General features: G+C 46.9%; 16 protein-coding genes and 1 tRNA gene. 7 read left to right on the top strand and 10 right to left on the bottom strand.

Annotated features, from left to right (window positions below; translation table 11 throughout):
* Positions 1 to 18 precede the first annotated feature (18 nt).
* Positions 19 to 1,110, top strand: a complete 1,092-nt coding sequence (cobT, locus tag Vsou_RS11610) for a nicotinate mononucleotide-dependent phosphoribosyltransferase CobT (protein WP_188603332.1) — start codon at positions 19 to 21, stop codon at positions 1,108 to 1,110.
* Here the strand turns inward: cobT and Vsou_RS11615 are convergent.
* Positions 1,107 to 2,867: a glutamate--tRNA ligase gene (locus Vsou_RS11615; RefSeq protein WP_188603391.1), complete on the bottom strand. Its 1,761-nt coding sequence runs from the start codon at positions 2,865 to 2,867 to the stop codon at positions 1,107 to 1,109. The two genes, cobT and Vsou_RS11615, sit on opposite strands and share 4 nt — an antisense overlap.
* Before the next feature lie 57 nt (positions 2,868 to 2,924).
* On the opposite strand from Vsou_RS11615, the gene hutI reads away from it, so the two are divergent.
* Positions 2,925 to 4,175: an imidazolonepropionase gene (gene hutI, locus Vsou_RS11620; protein WP_188603333.1), complete on the top strand. Its 1,251-nt coding sequence runs from the start codon at positions 2,925 to 2,927 to the stop codon at positions 4,173 to 4,175.
* 41 nt (positions 4,176 to 4,216) lie between these two features.
* Positions 4,217 to 4,651, top strand: a complete 435-nt coding sequence (locus Vsou_RS11625; protein ID WP_188603334.1) for a hypothetical protein — start codon at positions 4,217 to 4,219, stop codon at positions 4,649 to 4,651.
* Here the strand turns inward: Vsou_RS11625 and Vsou_RS11630 are convergent.
* From Vsou_RS11630 to Vsou_RS11650, 5 genes are all read right to left on the bottom strand, one after another.
* On the bottom strand, positions 4,644 to 5,600 hold the full coding sequence (locus Vsou_RS11630; protein WP_188603335.1) for an MraY family glycosyltransferase: 957 nt from the start codon (positions 5,598 to 5,600) through the stop codon (positions 4,644 to 4,646). The genes Vsou_RS11625 and Vsou_RS11630 overlap by 8 nt on opposite strands.
* Complete coding sequence (locus Vsou_RS11635; RefSeq protein WP_188603336.1) at positions 5,597 to 6,478, bottom strand: NAD-dependent epimerase/dehydratase family protein; 882 nt, start codon at positions 6,476 to 6,478, stop codon at positions 5,597 to 5,599. Before Vsou_RS11635 ends, Vsou_RS11630 begins: the two co-directional genes overlap by 4 nt.
* Positions 6,479 to 6,540: 62 nt before the next feature.
* A complete protein-coding gene (locus tag Vsou_RS11640; RefSeq protein ID WP_188603337.1) occupies positions 6,541 to 7,611 on the bottom strand; it encodes a DUF354 domain-containing protein in 1,071 nt (356 codons plus the stop codon).
* 46 nt (positions 7,612 to 7,657) lie between these two features.
* A complete protein-coding gene (locus tag Vsou_RS11645) occupies positions 7,658 to 7,828 on the bottom strand; it encodes a hypothetical protein (RefSeq protein ID WP_188603338.1) in 171 nt (56 codons plus the stop codon).
* A 124-nt stretch (positions 7,829 to 7,952) separates the two neighbouring features.
* Entirely contained in the window at positions 7,953 to 8,549 is a 597-nt protein-coding gene (locus Vsou_RS11650) for a hypothetical protein (RefSeq protein WP_054844148.1), read from the bottom strand.
* Positions 8,550 to 8,602: 53 nt separating this feature from the next.
* On the opposite strand from Vsou_RS11650, the gene Vsou_RS11655 reads away from it, so the two are divergent.
* Positions 8,603 to 9,550, top strand: coding sequence for an MBL fold metallo-hydrolase (locus tag Vsou_RS11655; protein ID WP_188603339.1), 948 nt, complete (start codon positions 8,603 to 8,605; stop codon positions 9,548 to 9,550).
* A 22-nt stretch (positions 9,551 to 9,572) separates the two neighbouring features.
* On the opposite strand, the gene Vsou_RS11660 is transcribed toward Vsou_RS11655, so the two are convergent.
* On the bottom strand, positions 9,573 to 9,761 hold the full coding sequence (locus Vsou_RS11660; RefSeq protein WP_188603340.1) for a 50S ribosomal protein L37e: 189 nt from the start codon (positions 9,759 to 9,761) through the stop codon (positions 9,573 to 9,575).
* A gap of 128 nt (positions 9,762 to 9,889) precedes the next feature.
* On the opposite strand from Vsou_RS11660, the gene Vsou_RS11665 reads away from it, so the two are divergent.
* A complete protein-coding gene (locus Vsou_RS11665; RefSeq protein WP_229709819.1) occupies positions 9,890 to 10,123 on the top strand; it encodes an LSM domain-containing protein in 234 nt (77 codons plus the stop codon).
* Here the strand turns inward: Vsou_RS11665 and Vsou_RS11670 are convergent.
* Positions 10,118 to 13,045, bottom strand: a complete 2,928-nt coding sequence (locus Vsou_RS11670; RefSeq protein WP_188603341.1) for an alpha-mannosidase — start codon at positions 13,043 to 13,045, stop codon at positions 10,118 to 10,120. The two genes, Vsou_RS11665 and Vsou_RS11670, sit on opposite strands and share 6 nt — an antisense overlap.
* 176 nt (positions 13,046 to 13,221) lie before the next feature.
* Positions 13,222 to 13,608 carry a CBS domain-containing protein gene (locus Vsou_RS11675; protein ID WP_188603342.1) on the bottom strand — a complete coding sequence of 129 codons (387 nt, stop codon included), beginning with the start codon at positions 13,606 to 13,608 and terminating at the stop codon, positions 13,222 to 13,224.
* A gap of 130 nt (positions 13,609 to 13,738) precedes the next feature.
* Here Vsou_RS11675 and Vsou_RS11680 point away from each other — a divergent pair, with 130 nt between their 5' ends.
* Complete coding sequence (locus Vsou_RS11680; RefSeq protein WP_188603393.1) at positions 13,739 to 15,625, top strand: aldehyde ferredoxin oxidoreductase N-terminal domain-containing protein; 1,887 nt, start codon at positions 13,739 to 13,741, stop codon at positions 15,623 to 15,625.
* Positions 15,626 to 15,684: 59 nt separating this feature from the next.
* Positions 15,685 to 15,759, top strand: a tRNA-Arg gene (locus Vsou_RS11685).
* Positions 15,760 to 16,200: 441 nt separating this feature from the next.
* Here Vsou_RS11685 and Vsou_RS11690 read toward each other — a convergent pair.
* Positions 16,201 to 16,854, bottom strand: coding sequence for a hypothetical protein (locus Vsou_RS11690; RefSeq protein WP_229709820.1), 654 nt, complete (start codon positions 16,852 to 16,854; stop codon positions 16,201 to 16,203).
* Positions 16,855 to 16,913: the final 59 nt, after the last annotated feature.

The following is a 16,913-nucleotide window of genomic DNA, read 5'->3' on the forward strand; positions in this document are numbered from 1 at the left end:
TTCCTATCCTAACTCGTTATGGAGGCAGTAACAGTTCATTTGGGCGATTTCTCAAGCCATATGCGGGAGTTAGGCAAAGGCTTCCTTTTCACCCTGGTCATAGGAACCACCGACACGAGCCTGGTGCCGGGAATAACCATCGCCGGGGCCAAGCCCGAACTAACCCACTACACACCGGCGGCTGATGCCGAGTACCTAGTGCTTGGTAGATGCCGCGTAATACCCACCGTGCCCATGACACCAGATGGTAAGCCAACACCGGCGTTAATCACCAGGTCCGCGATCAAGCTAACGGGCTCTGGGGTCCTCGTTGTCAATGCAGGAACTAGGGTTAGGCCGAACATACCCATCATTGACCTGCAGGGTGAGCCTGGTAGGGACATTAAGACTGGCCTTGCAATTAATCGAAACGTCGTTAATAGAGCCTTCGATAATGGAGTTATCCTCGGTGAGAACCTAGCGAGGGTGAGTGGGGCAATTGTTATTGGCGAATCAATACCTGCGGGAACTACTACGGCCATGGCGTTCCTAGTGGCCATGGGCTACGACGCGTGGAATAAGATGTCCAGCGCATCCCCCGTTAATCCAAGGGACTTAAAGATCACGGTTGCCAGAGAAGCCTTGAAGAACGCGGGTATTGATAAGCCGTTGGAGGACCCGTTGGAGGCCGTGTCAAGGGTTGGTGACCCAGTGATTCTAGCTATTGGTGCAATAGCCATTGGTGCCGCTAGGCAGGGCGCCAAGGTACTCCTGGCTGGTGGTACTCAGATGGCTGCCGTCCTTGCTTTCATTAAGCACTTGGACAAAGGCACGCTTAGTAACGTGGCGATTGGAACAACTGAGTGGCTAATTGGTGATAGGACGGCGGATCTCGTTGGTCTTATTAGGGAGATAGCGGAGGTTCCGTTGGCCTCAGTGAATCTGAGCTTCAGTGATATGCCGCATGAGGGTTTGAGGGCTTATGAGGAGGGTTTCGTGAAGGAGGGTGTTGGTGCTGGTGGTGTGTCTATTGCAGCAATTGCAAGGGGTTTCACAATTAAGCGGTTGAAGGAAGTTATTCTCGGTGATTATAGGGTGTTGTTAAGGGGCGTTGGCGGTATTGATCATTAGTCGTGTACGTATATGAAATTGCCATCTGAAGTCTTCTTCACGAAGCCGTACCTCATAAATTGAATTATTTCACCATTACTTACCTGTCCAACGGCTGGTTCTGCCAGTCCCTTGTCAGTAATTAGTTTCATGCCATCGGGTCTCTCCACGCTTATTGATACTCCATCCAATGGCACCCACTGTATTATTGGTGCGTTGGTTTTCTTTGCGCTCTCTAGGTCCTTGCTGTGCATGTGTGCAATTAAGGCATTGTCGAGTTTCTCGGTTACCTCAATGTTTATGAGCTCCATGAGTCGAATCACGGAGCCCCTACTTGCCTTATCGTAATCCGACCTGCTTATGAATAGTTCGATTCTGTTATTACCTGGTTTAAGGGTGATTGACCTACGTCCTCGTTCTGGGTATGATGGGTGCATTGGCAACCTAGCAGTTAGCGGCTCATTAATGCCCTCAATAATCACCTTAATGGGGCCTATCACTGCCATGTACCTATTGGCCCTTGGTTCAATTAGTTTCCTGTTCTCTGCAAAGAGGTTGTCGGAGGTTATTGTGGCATCCGTTGGCTTAACGCCAACCTGAAGCATTATATTCCAAATGGCCTCAGGTTGAATACCCCTATTCCTAAGGCCCGCCAGTGTTGGTAACCTAATATCATCCCACCTAATGCCCAGGGACTTAAGCCTAGTCTTGCTCAGTGTCATGCCCACTATTTTGAGCCTACCGAAGTGTATGGCTTCAGGTTGTTCCCAGCCCATGTGTGCATAGACAAAGGATTGCTTGGTTGTATTCACGGAGTGCTCCTGGGCCCTGAGTATGTGTGTTATACCCATTAGGTGGTCGTCGATTGATACGGAGAAGTTATACGTTGGCCAAACAATGTACCTAGAACCAACCCTCGGGTGTGGGTACTTGGTGGTGTCTATTATCCTCATGGCGACCCAATCTCTAACGCTTGGGTCTGGGTGCTGTAAGTCCGTCTTTAGCACCATCACTGCCTCGCCCTCCCTGTAATGCCCACCTAGCATTTTATCGAAAAGCTCTAGGTTAACGCTTGGGTCAGCTACCCTATTCTTGCATGGTTTTCCCGTTACCTTGGACTTCTTCCAATCATCTGGCGTGCACTCAGTGTCCTTTGCGGCGATGTAAGCATTGCCTTTGGCGAGTATCTTCCTGGCCATGTCATAGTAAATCTCCAACCTATCCGACTGTATGTACTCTTCATCCCACTTAATACCAAGCCACCGGAGGTCCTCTCTGACGGCGTCATAGGCCTCAAGAAGCGGTCTCTTGGTCCTTGGGTCGGTGTCCTCAAACCTAAGTATGAACTTAGCCCTTTTACCAAGGCCCTCGTACTTCAGTTTATAGGCGTAGTTAATTATCGCAGGCCTTGCGCTACCCAGGTGTAGAACGAAATCAGGATTTGGGGCAAACCTAAGGGTTATTGTCTCATACCTATTATCATTGGGTAACGGTGGCAGATCCTCAATGCCCTTCCTATAGGACTCGGTCTTCTTCTCACCAAGGGCCTCAGGCCACCTACTCATTAGCAGGTTCCTTTGTTCATCAATGTTCAGGGAGTTCACGTAATCAACTACCTCCTTAACGATCTGCGCCACGTCCCTGCCCATGGACTTCAGAGATGGGTCTTCGGCAAACACCTTGGAAATCACGGCATTAATGCTCGCCTTACCATTGAACCTAACCGCATTAACCAATGCATGCTTAAGGGCAATGTCCTTAATCCTCTCTCTATCCATTGCCACGTTGATTGGTTAAAATGAAATCTTTTTAAACATACACCAAGCAGTCGCCGTATGGGCAGGGTCTCCCTACTCATTGGTCCAATAGGGCAGTTGGTCACGGCTAAATCAATGCCCTGGAGGTATGGTGACCAGGTCTTAATTATGGAAAACGCGGGTATTGCGGTTGATGGCAATAAAATAATTGAAGTGGGTTCGTGGGATACCATAGGTAGTAAGTATGAGGGTGAGTGCAGGATACCTGCGGAGGAGTCCTTGGTGACTGCTGGACTCATTGATCCGCACACACACTTACTCTTTTCCGGTTCTAGGGAGGATGAACTTGAACTTAAGCTTGAGGGTGTTCCGTATGAGGAAATACTCAGGAGAGGTGGTGGTATTTACAGGACTGTTAGCGCCACGGTTGGTGCAACGGATAATGAACTTAGGAGGATACTACTTAACAGGTTGTTTGAGGTTGCTAAGTACGGCACGACTACGATAGAGGTCAAGAGCGGCTATGGCATTGAACTAAACCAAGAAATCAGGCTTCTCAGGATAATTAATGATCCATCAATCAAGGCGCCCATTGATGTCGTACCGACGTACCTGGTTCACGTGCCACCAAGGGACATGGATAGAGGGGAGTACGTTAACATGGTGATGGGTTCTCTCGATAAGGTAAAAGGCTTGGCAAAGTTTGTTGATGTGTTTTGCGATGAGGGGGCTTTTACGGTACAGGAAACCAGGGGCATCCTTAGAGAGGCATCGAGGAGGGGCTTTGGGCTTAGGCTTCATGCTGATGAAATAGCCTATATCGGGTGTAGTGACTTGGTTAGGGAATTCAGCATTGCATCACTTGATCACCTACTGAACTTACCCGAGCAGAACGCTAGGTTAATTGCCGAGGGAGGTTCGGTGGCGACCCTATTGCCTGTAACGATACTCTCACTAATGAGTAGTAAGAGGCCGCCAGTTAAGGCATTAAGGGGTGCGGGCGTACCCATTGCGCTTGGCTCGGACTTCAGCCCAAACTCCTGGTCCCTAAACATGCAATATGCCATGGAACTAGCCACGTACTTACTCGGTATGGCTCCCATCGAGGTCTTAATGGCGGCCACAGTAAACGCGGCATACAGTCTCGGTTTCAGGGACAGAGGCATTATACAGCCTGGTTATTTGGCGGACATAGTCGTTTGGGATACGCCTAACTATAGATGGTTAAGTTACGAGTTGGGTAGGAATAAGGTCTTGGCCGTTATAAAGAGGGGTGCGGTACTTGATTCAACGCCTATGGGTACCGTGATTAGTAAAGAATGTGCTTGAAAGCTTTATTTACTGATTCCAGGACTTGCTAATGATCGCCAATGGACGTTAAACCTGACCCTGAAGAGGAATACGTAATAATGCCATTGGGCGTCTTGGAGAGGATTTTGAGATATGCAATGATTGTTTGTCAGGAACATTGCCCAGCTGGTAGGGACCCAGCGACATGCCCATACATAGTTAATTTAACGAGGCAAGTTGGGTTGAGCCCACCACCCTGTCTTAATGACTATGGTGAGTATAGGCGGGAGACGTTTAAGGTGATGATTAAGGACTTAGAGCGTAAGTACAACATGGGCATTGAAGAATTCATAAATACGGTCAGGAAGAGGAAGCCCAGGAGCCTTGAGGAGCAGACGGACTTCATGGAGGCAACATTTTACCTCGGTGTTCTCAGGGAACTAAGTAACATGAGAAATATATACATTGCCAAGGGTTCGAACATAAACTTGAAGGAGGCCGTCGTGGTTAAATAATGAATGCCAAAAGGATGAGTGCGGCAAGGCTCGTTATTAGGAACAGAAGCAGTATATCCCGTACAACCTCCCTCTCTGTCTTTGGTCTTCTCATAACGATTAACTTGACTAGTGTTGTCGGTGAACCTGGTGTCTTGTTTGCATGTATCACTCCGTCATTTACAATTACTGGTCTCTTCAGTGTTTCCCTGGGCCTGAAGCCCCTTGCTGTTATGACTATTAGGAAGCCATTTATTATGTATGGTAGTGAGGCTATGAGTCCCTGGGTGCCGGCGTTGTATAGCACCATGAAGGCGCCAATCATGGCACCAAGCGCGTAACTACCAACATTACCATTGAAGACCTTGGCTGGGTACTTATTATAAATGGCGAGTGGTAGGATCATCATTATTAATATTAACGTGGCCGGTAGGGCATAGCCATAACCCGCAAAATATGAGATAACACCACTAACAGTTATTATCATGAGCGTTGAGATGGGCACTATGCCGTTCATTACATCCATCATGTTAACTGCATTAGCCATAACAGTAACCGCGAGCAGCGAGAGGAAGGCAACCACAAGGAAGTAGTGGACATGCCCAATCAGTAGTATGTATATGTAGCCATGAACAACCACCGGTATTATTAATGCCGGAACAAGAGGCAGGAAAACCCTAACACTGACTGGTAATCCCCTAAGGTCATCAGCCAGCCCGATCAAACCCACGGTTATAGTCACTAAACCAAGGGCAAGTAGTCTCAAGTCATTTATTATATAGGCATAAACAGTAACGGCGGACATGGAGATCAATATGGAGATACCACCTATCTTTGGTACCAGGACCTTGTATGGCTTATGTGCATCTGGCGCGAGTAACCTAGGGTTTCTCACCCTGGATACTACGTGTACAGTGATTAATGATAAGAAGAAGGATAATACGGCAATTACTACGTAATTAGTGATCATGGGTTTCGCCTGAACCAATCAATGGTGACCCTCAAGCCGCTGGCTAGGTCATATCTTGGTTTGAATCCGAGGATCCTCATCGCCTTACTAACGTCTGGGTAACTCCTGAAGGGTTCCGCGGTCTGCGGCTGTACGGTAATCCTGGAACTGGAACCTGTTAATTTGACAATTAACTTAGCCAAGTCAAGTATTGATGTCTCGATTCCAAGTCCAATATTAAATGCTTGACCGACGGCTTCATTTTTTCTAAGCGCCATGTCAGTTGCATCACATAGGTCCTCAACGTAAAGGAAGTCAGTGGTGTCCACACCACCATTATTAACGAGTAACTCCTCGTTCTTAAGCGCCTTGGCTATGAATATCCCGACTACGCCATTATCGTAGGGTCCATAGGGCTTCCACAGCCTGAATATTGTGACTGGCAGCCTGTGAACAACGTGGTATGACATGGAGACAGCCTCAGCAGCAACCTTACTCCAGCCATAACCCTCAAAGGGCCTTAATGGGTCATCCTCAGTGACGGGTAATTTAAGGGGCTTACCATACACGTTAGATGTGGAGTATAGTAGGAACCTTGCGTTCAAGGACTTGGCTAGCTCCAACATGTTTATTGTACCAACTACATTAACATCAAGTCCCCTGAGTGCGCCTGCGTTAGTGAACGTCCTTGGGTTTGGAAAGGCTGCAAGGTGCACTATTGCATTGAATCCCTCCCTTGAGAGATCAAGAACGCTATCCCTCTTAGTTATGTCTATTATGTAGTCCGTGGTTTCCGACTTAACAACGTCAAGCCCCCTTGCGTCATGGCCTCTACTCCTCATGCAATTAACAAGGTTCTTCCCTAAAAAACCTGAGGAACCGGTTATTAAGATCCTCATCGTGTCATCGATAACAAACCACCTTAATAATAATTACCCACTAAGAATACTTAGGAATAATGTCACTTTCTAGACGTATCCACGAGTCTCCTCATCTCACTAATGATGAGGCCGGTGGGATCCTCCATTTTACTCACAACATTACTTGTATCCACATGCTCAATGTCAGACTTAAGGATAGACTCAAGTATATCCATGCAATCATCACCAACGCATCTATGGAGTGGTAACCCCTTACTCACCAGGTAGTCATCTATGTAGTAATGCTGTGGGAAGTAGCTAATAGCCGGTGTGCCCAGTAACGCGGCTTCGTGGGCCATCGTTGAGCCCCCGGTGATCACGAGCCTTGCATGCCATGATAAGTCGAGTCCATCAAGTCTCATGCCCCTCGGTATTATTAACTTACCGAGCCTTAGGAACAAGCCTAACTCGGACTTAATCATTTCCTCTTGGTATGGGTACCTTGGGAACATGACCACGTAATAGCCTCTCTCAAGTATGTTTCTAGCTATTCTGATTAATAATCGTGATTTGTCACCATAGTCATAGTAAGAGGCTCTTGCTTCCTCAAACCTAATTACAGCGAACTCCCTACTCCTGAGACCAAGCCTGCCTATGGACTCACCCGTGGGCCTAAACCTGTTAATCCACATAAGTTCAAACAATCCGTCAAAAGCCCTAACCTTATCAATCTCTGCACTTGGTATATAACGGGCCCACTCACTCATGGGTATAGCGTATGGCGCTATTATGGAGTCTGCCAACGGAAGGGTCAACTTATTAACGAAGCGGGAATGCACCGTGTCAGTTAATGCCACTATGGGTTTACCTAGGCCAAAGGCTATCCTGATCGCGTCGGGCGATGTCAATGAAACATGAACATCAAAATCCTTAACCACATCAAGCAATGCCAACTGCCTCTCAATGCCTTTAGCTAGTTTATCCCTTGGGCTTTCTCCATGGCGGCCGACGCATTCATAACGTAATCCAAACATGCCCAGGACTTCCTCAACGTAGTCATAGTTTCTACACGTGATTATGAAGTCAATGTCCTCCTGCCTGCTCTCAAGGCTTAGTACTGCGGCAATCCTGGCCTGCTTAGCCGTTAATGCATCGAACCATGCCTTAATCATAGTACAGAGCTACCTAACAAGGTCTATTTTTAACTTTAATAATGAATTAGGGCAAGACTGAACCCTTTACGCGTTTAGACAGGGGAATCTTACTCAAGGGACTTAGGCATACTGGGCATCTGTAGCCCCATTGCCTGAGTACCTCATCGATACTCTTGAGTTGTTCATCATTATAGAATATGAAACCACAGGAGTGGCATTTAATGATTATTGGCATCGGTAGTTTTCATGATAATTATTTTATAAGGATTACTGTTATTATGCGCATGAATTTAGTATATTCTACAGGTATTATAGCAATATTATGTATATAATACTTTATTACAAGTGCTGGGGGCGGTTCATGATTGCGTGGTTGTGAGTCCAGTAAAGGCGTACACGAGGCTGTCAAGTTCATCAATAGTTAAGTAGGGATACCTGCTTCTAAACAGGTTCTTCTTTCCATTGACCATGTCCTCATTGATGACCTTTACCTTAACATTAACGTCACTCAGTGACTCAAGGAGATCCCTAACTAAACTAGAGACACCGGGACTCGTACCAATTATCAAGTTAACACTTAGCTGTCTGGATATCCTTCTCATGAGCCTCATGAGTCTAGCGAACCCAAGGGTTACGTGCATTATTGGGATATCTTCCACAAGAACAATGACACCACACCTGGAATTACCAACGTCAATACCAACGTTCAAGTAGCTAAGTCCTAAGCCCTTGATCACGGTCTCTATGACACCATCGATACTGGCATCGCTGAGAAGGAAGGATTTCTGACAATGAACAAGGTCAGCCATGTACCTCTCCACAATAACTAAGTCAAGTTCCTTGCAATCGTGATCATCATTAACGTATCTCAACGAGACATAGTCAGGGAAGACCAGGCTCTTGAGTAGGCTCCAGGTTGATGACTTACCAACGAAGCCTAGTCTAAAGCCATTCACCGAGACATAGAAAGACTAAAGATATTATAAATCTTACACGCATTAACTGGGCAATGGAGTTAATACCGATAGCCGAGGAAAGCCTTGGCGTCAGGTCAATGGCTATGTTCATAAGGACCAAGGACTTATCAATACTCCTGGACCCAGGAATAAGCCTATCACCAAATAGATATGGATTACCACCGCATCCCCGCGAACTAGAGAGGGTCAAGGCGTTAAGGGGTATCCTTGAGAAATATGCTGAGGAGGCGAAATACGTATTCATAAGCCACTACCACAGGGATCATTTCACTGTGCCGTACCCAAGTATTTACATGTACACGACAAGCGAGAGCTATAGGAAAGTATACAACGATAAAGTTATATTAATGAAATCACCTGAAGATGAGAATTGGAGCCAAAAAAGGAGGTACTATGGTTTAAGGCAGGCCGTTGACGGTATTGCGAAGGACTTGGTGCTTGCTGACGGTAAAGAGTTCACCATGGGTTCAACGAGACTAGTAACATCGCGGTCATTGCCACACGGTGAAGATAACGCAAAGACCGGCAAGGTTATAGCAATCACCGTGATTGATGGGGATGAATCATTAACGTTCATGCCAGATGTTGAGGGGCCAGTCTCGCAATTAGCAATCGATTATATAATGGCCATGAAACCACAGACATTAGTGGTTGGTGGGCCACCCATATACCTAGCAAGAAGGGGCTTTGGTGAGGAGTACCTCGGCACCGCCCTTAGGAGTCTCACTACGATAGTAAGGGCTGGTTTCCTCAATAAATTAGTCATAGCCCACCACACACTAAGGGACCTAAACTGGAGAAACACATTGAGGGTACTATTCGAGGAGGCAGATAGGCAGGGAATCTCGATAATGACGTACGCTAGACTGCTCAATCGTGAAGATGAATTACTAGAGGCAATGAGGAAGGAACTATACGCAAGAGAACCACCACCAAAGGACTACCTCAAGCAGTTCAGGAGTACTGAGGATGAGGCGTAATGGATATTGTGGATTAATGTATTTAACGGACCCTGACCTTATTGACCTTCTTGTTCTGCCATGAGTAGCGCCTGATCTTCTTTGATTTGCCCCAGCCGCAGGCCGCGCAGTAGCCCTTTACTGGGTTGTAGGCATGCCTACCGCACCTTGGGCATCTAATGTGTGTCCAGCCATTGTTCATTCTTCCGAATGATGGTGTTCCCTTCCCCATAACTCCTGGATCAAGGCGTTTCCTCCTTATTTAATAAGTTTAACTTTTTCGCCGGGGAAGGTTGGGTTTATTACAATGGTGTTTCGTAAAGATTAACCTTTAAAATAAGGTTTGTGGGTCATCCCGTAATGCCTCGCTGTATGGAGATAGTTAATGAGGAGTTACAGAGGAACCTGAATAAGGTGATACTTGTGAAGCTGAGGAATGGTTCGGAGATAAGGGGTGTGCTGATTGGTTATGATCAGCACCTAAACCTACTGTTAACAGATACCGAGGAAATAAACCAAAGGAGTGGTGTCAAGAGCAGTTTAATGATTATCAGGGGCGACACCATACTCTTCATAAGCCCATCAATACTATGACCTAACTAAAATAGTCCTCACCTCATAGGGCCTAAAGCAAAGATTGCCCAGATCAACCTCGCCATACCTATTAAGCTCCAGTAGATCCACCTCGATACCATTACCACCGATTAAGCCCTTGATACCAGTGCATGTGTTGATGCCATAGGTCTCGTATAACCTCAGAGCAATCCCCGAATCCTCACCCCACTTAAGGACTTCAAGCATTATTGCTGGATTCGTAATTTCGAGGAATGAGGAATCGCCACCAGCCGTACCCTCAACAACTATTGGTGGTTGGTTGAACTCGTAGGCCCTCCTTGGTACCTGAGCAGTTCTCCAGTCGCCCAGGTGTGGGTATATGGCATAGGTGAATTTATTGTGTCCGTAATCAAGGAATGGATTTGGGTAAATGGGCGACCTGAGTAGCGTTATTGCTATAGTATTCTCCTCCACCGAATAACCCTGTCTACCATCATTAATAATTGCAATACCGTAATCAGGATCCCAAACATCAACCCAACGCAGGGCAGGAACCTCAAACTTTGCAACCTCCCAGGTATTGCTCGGTCTCGTCGGTCTATTAATTACGCCATAGGGTATCTCAAAGGATGCATTATGCCCGAAGATCCCAAGCCTATACATGGCCTTAAGTAACGTAAATCTCTCCTTCCAATCAGTCTCGTTCTCCACATCAACACGTCTACTGAGGGCGTTTACGCAAATCCTTTGCCTAATGCTCGAGTCCCTAAACCCATAATTGACCTCGATGCAACCCCTCAACGGGCCCCTCTCCACTACACTAAAGCCAATAGGCTCCAACCTACTGCAAACCCTCCTGTAGTAGGCCTCTATGTCCCAACCATCCCAGCGGCCCGGCATGTCCTCACATGCCACTAGGTAGCCCTCCTCGACTGCCCACCTATTGGTCTCCTTATCGTAGATTTTAAGCGAGCCATCAAAGATAACCTTAATCATGGAATTCTCTACATAGTTATTGCCAACACTGACGTCACCAGAGGAATCGCCACTGCCGGCCTTAAAGGACCTCCAGCCCAGTGCTGGGATGTCAACAAGGGCTAAGTAACCACCATCAACTCTCTGAGTGGGTATGCCGCTCAATTCCTCCCTAACCATGACCACCTCTCTACGGGTCCAGGGTAATGAATTAACAATGGTTATGAAGGAACCTGCGCCAAGAACACCTCTGAGTACATTCATTAGCTCATTATTAACATTCTTCAGGTCCTCCTCAAGCTCATTAATAATTTCTTCATAAACGGCCTTAGTGGACGTGGCCCCCATCGGATCATGATACTCAGCCTCAAGGAGTGGGTACCAAAACTCCTCATGGCTTCTCCTAACGCCCGCAATCACGCTAAATGTCTCTAACTCTTTGAGTCTTGTTTCGAGGGCTCTAACCAATTGCTTGAGCCTAATGCCATTAGTGTAGACGCCCCTGTGAATCTCCAGGTAAAGCTCGCCCCTCCACCTAGGCAGTGAGTTGTCTTTCACGACTTCGTTAACGAAATCCCTTAAATTACCCATCACAAGTCTCGGCATACCAGGCAAGTCCCTATACGCCCTGAACCTCTCTAGCATTAACCAAGTTGGTCCACCACCGCCATCACCTTTACCGAAGGGTAGAAAGGCAGGTAATTCAGGGCTTGTGTGGTCTGACCAGGCCCTAGCTATCTGCCTAGGCGTTAGGTCGGCGCCGTAGGTTGCGTAGTTTACTGTGGGTATTACTGAACCGTCAATTCCCTCCCAAAGGAATACTGAGAATGGGAATTTATTGATGGTATTCCAATACATCTTATGCTCAAAGAACACCTTGATACCGGCCTTCCTGAGTATCTGTGGCAATGAGGCAGGGAAACCGAAGGTGTCGGGTAGCCACCCAATCTCCGTGGCGAAACCAACTTCTCTAAGCAGAAATCTCTGTCCATATAGGAATTGCCTGGTCAGGGACTCACCACCGGGCAGGTTAACATCACTCTCAACCCACATACCACCCACTGGTATTATCCTACCAGCCTTAACTGCCTCCTTAATCCTAGTCCACAGATCCTTATCCTCACTGAGCCACCTTAGGTATGCCATGTTTGAGACCAAGAATGTGAGCTCCGGGTATGACTGAATTAGAGATAGGACGTTGATAATCGTCCTCCTAACCTTCTCCCTAGTCACGTCCCTATTCCACAACCAACCAAGGTCAATATGGGCATGACCAGCCACATAAACAATACCCCTAGGGCCCCTCCTAACCCTCAAGCCCTCAACACCCTCCTCAAGAATCCTCACCCCCTCTCTAGCCGCCCTACCAAGCTCGCCAAAGTCAGGTGGCCTAAGATGCGTGAGTTCCTTGGGATCATAGTAATTAAACAAGTCTCTAACAAAGCCCGGCGGCTCGACAATATGGGCCTTAACGGCAAACTCCAACTGCCAATTAGCCACCGAGTCCAGGGAAATAACGTCAAGGGCATCATTAAGCACCTTAAGGTAGTCGGCCCTCAGATCCTCAAAGGCCTCGGCAACATCAAGTAAGAGCTTGGTCCTTAGGACGAAGTTGAATAGAGAAGGTTCCCTATAGACGACGTATATACCGTTGAAGCCAACCCTACGCTCACCAAACATCCTAACCGGGGACAAAACAAGCGACAAGGAGTGCCTACCTGGGGAAGCCCTAACCCACCTACTCTCACCCTCATCACCGTAATTAAAAACCGCGAACTGAAGATCATCAACCCTGAGAGTACCCTCACCAACAACATCAACGAAAAACCAAGGCTCACCAAAATCCCTAACCGTGACAGAGCCGCAGAGGGCACCACCGCAAGCCTCAAGATTAACGGCATCAACACCCATTATGGAAGCAGCCTCAAGATAAAACAACTTAGTCCTAACACTAACAGCATCTCTCAAATTAAATCCCACAGACACAAAGCAATGAAAACAAACATCAATTTAAAAACAACCCACAAGCCACGAAAGGTAACAAAAACGCCCGGTGGAAAGAAACTAGAAGTATATTTCTTGGATTGTTCCGTTGCAAAATTTTGCCATGGAGCAATCTAGGGTTGATCCATTGGTGTGCGTTCCTCGGTTGATGCTTTGCGTTATGGGTAAGCTAGTTCCTGGGTCATTAGCGCCCTTACTAGGTCTCTAATGCTTATCATACCTATTGCTCTATTTTCCTCAACCACTGGTAGGTGTCTTATGTTGTTCTCGATCATTTTCATGGCCGCTGATACTATGGATTCCGAGGCGTTTGCTGTTATGAGTTTCCTGCTCATGACCTTGACTAACGGTGTGTCCAGGTTTATCCCCTCAGCCACCACCCTTACCAAGTCTCTTTCAGTGAATATTCCTGCGGGTTTTTCGTTTTCATCAGTTATGAGGACGCTGCCAACGTTGTTCATGTACATTTTTGCTACGGCGCAGGTTATTGGATCAGTGGTCTTGCAGGATATGACCCCGTCCTTGATTAATTCCTTGATTCTCATGTTGGGTCTACTGGGTATACTAAGTGTAATGAGTTAATAAGCATTTCTCTAAAGACCCCTATTAAGCGGGTGTTACCTATTCACAGATTGTTCAAGAAAGCCTATTATTAGGCTGAAGAGTGTGCTTCTCGTGAAGGTACTTAGGATTAACCTTAGTGATAATTCCTGGAGGATTGAGGACACTACGGCACAGGGACCAGTGACACTCGGTGTAAAGGTTCATAATGAGGCTAATTCCTGGGGCCTAGACCCATTTGATCCCCAGGTGCCCTTCGTGATCGGTATGGGTCCCTTCGTCGGAGGCAAAATGCCAGGTTTTCATAGGTTAATGGTGGTCTTTAAGAGCCCAATGACAAGGACACTTCATGTGGCCGCCCTGGGTGGTGCTGCCTATAAGTTCATGGGGTCAGGTATTGATGTTGTGATTATAACGGGCAAGTCAAAAAGTCCTGTAGTTGCCTTTCTATCGAGTGACGGTGTTGAATTGAGGGTTGTGGAGCCCATCTTTGAGTATGGTAATTACCACGGAGCCTACGCCTTCACAAAGTACCTACTCGACACTTACAGGGAATTCTTCGTTAAGTATAATGCCAGGGCTGTGGTTGTGGGACCCGCTGCATTAAGTACATATAACGGTGCCCTTGTTTCGATCGATGTCAATCCATTGAAGGGTGAGTTCAGACCTGGGGCTGAGGACTTCGCCGCCAGGGGTGGTCCAGGCACTGCCCTAGCCATGGGTCATAACATGGTTGGTATTGTGGCCGGTGGCACGTATAGGGCGAGGTACGCCAAGGTCAATGACATGGAGTTCATTAATAAGGTTATGATTGAGTCCTTCAAGAAGCCCTTTAGGCAAGTGATGGATGAGAAGACAATTAAGTATAGGTTCGACCCAGGCATAGGTACCGGAGGTACCTTCGGTGTTAACTACCCGCACTACCGCGAGTTGCTGCCACTCTTTGGCTACAAGTCCATATATCTGCCCAGAGAGGTCAGAGCTCAACACGTGGAGGCAATACTGAGGCTTTTCTGGAAGCCCTTCAATGACGAGGTCTTCGTCAGGAGCAAGAGCTGGTATAACTGTGGTGACTTCGGGTGCTCAGTGGTTTGCAAGAAGGTTTGGCATGGTAAGAAGGTGGATTATGAACCATTCCATGCCATGGGCCCATTCATAGGTAATTACATATTTGAAGAGGCGGTACCGCTAGTTGATCTTATTGATCAGTATGGTCTGGACGCGATTGAGATGGGGCACGTGGTGGCGTGGCTATTTGATTCACTGGAGCATGGTCTGCTTAAGCCGGAGGAGGTTGGGCTTAATGATAAGCCTGTCTTCGACCCACTAAGATTTAATCCAACAATTGATTCACGGAAGAACGCCAGGTTGGCCGATGAATTGATCAGGGGGTTTGTTGGGAGATCCACGGAGGTCCTAAGGCTAGTTGCTGAAAATGGAATTAGGGCAGCAGCCAGGAAACTCGACGAGATGTTCCATGAGAGGGTACTGAAGGTTGGTAGGTCGTTTAGGGACTTGGTGGTTTATGCGGCCTACGGTGGAAGTGGCTACATGACGCCAAACCTGTACTGGGCGCCGGGCATGGTTGCGCCAATGTACGTTCTTGGCAGGTATTGGACCAACTACACGCCGACCTTCATGGGCCCCGAGGATTTCGCAAAATCCTCGCTTGGCAGGGCCGTGATGGAGGCGTTGATTGATGATGCAGGGCTTTGCAGGTTCCACAGGGGTTGGGTAGAACCTGTGCTGGATAGGCTGTACACTGAGGTAATAGGCATGCAGCCAAATAAGGACCTGTACAAGGAATTCGCAGAGTACTCAATGAAGGCAAACGCGGAACCAACACCCTGGGAGAGCGAGAGGGCCAGAGACGTAGTAGCTACAATGGCAAAGGAAATAGGATCCAAGGAATGGATATTCGAGGACTACGAAGACTACGTAAATTGGTGGAGAAGATTCAAAGCAACAATAGATGCAGGGTTAGGCGTAATCACTAGGTAAGGCAACGAATCCGTATGGAATAAAAGCTTAAATACGATAAGGGAAGGTTCAGAAAAAGGGGCCCCGTAGCTCAGTATGGACAGAGCGGCGGCCTGCGAAGCCGTAGGTCGTGGGTTCAAATCCCACCGGGGCCGCTAGTTTTTGGTTTTATTTGGTTCCGTGGGTCTTGGTCGGGGTTCGTCATGTCCTAGGTTCGTCAATGCCGTGATCATTTTCAGTACCTTCTTCATCCTGTTCGATGTTTCACTATGCATTCTCTTTAATCTGCTTGTTTGAGGAAGACGGCAAACAAGTGGGCGGCTATGAATTGAAGTTTATGAAGAGAGAAACAAAGCCAGGTGGGTGCAAGGGTCTAGTTTAAAATTCCGTAGTAAAGTATCATTGGTGCCCATGATAAGGATACATAACTAGGTAATACACTAAGAATAAGGCATGGGTTTGGGTAATTACCTGGTTGGGACTCTTAGGTTTTGCTTTCGTGTCTTTCGCACCTCACTGCAACAAGTGGGTTCCTTTACAAGTACTTGGGTAGTTGTGCTTTGTTTTTAACGAGGATATTGGTTTTATATTATTGCCTATTCGCCTATCATTGATCGTTCTTCTGCGGTGATTTCCTCTTCCGAGTCTGCGTGTATTCTTCTTGTTTGTATGCCGTCTGGTGTCAGTAGCGCCATCTTAATTGAGGCTCCATCCTCGCCAAACCTCGTTAAGTACCTAATTAACACCCTATTAGCTAGTACTATGCCTATGTGTTGTGTCTTACCATTTAGTGAGACGCTCTGGTGGTAGTGCCAAATCTCCTTCTTTGTTACTATGTTGAATTGCTTGACTATCGAGTCCTTATAGTCATCCAACACCAGGTTATAGATGCCTAGGACTCTCCATATTCTCTTTGCTGGGTTTATCTCACCGTAAATAACAACGACCGGTCTCTCCATCTTCTTCTCCCTAACCCTCGACTGGTAAATGGCTGTTATCACTGGTTTTGAGTCAAGCATTAATAAGTCCTTAATGAACTGCCTATACCTAACTACGGCAGCCATGAATGGCATTAACAATCTGAACCTGAACTCAACACCGTTGGGTATTTTTACACTGTCGAAATTGCAATTATGGCAATGAACCCTAACAATGGCTGGTGAAGGTTCTATTATCCTCCTTATTAGATCCTGACTTTCCTCAATGATTTTCCCATTATCTGCCTTTTTTGATTCATCGTTAATAGCCATCAATATTCTATCACTACTATAGAATTTATTAAATTTATGGTTCATAATGATAATATTGC

Origin of the sequence: Vulcanisaeta souniana JCM 11219 (assembly GCF_026000775.1) — an archaeon.
Taxonomy (GTDB): domain Archaea; phylum Thermoproteota; class Thermoprotei; order Thermoproteales; family Thermocladiaceae; genus Vulcanisaeta; species Vulcanisaeta souniana.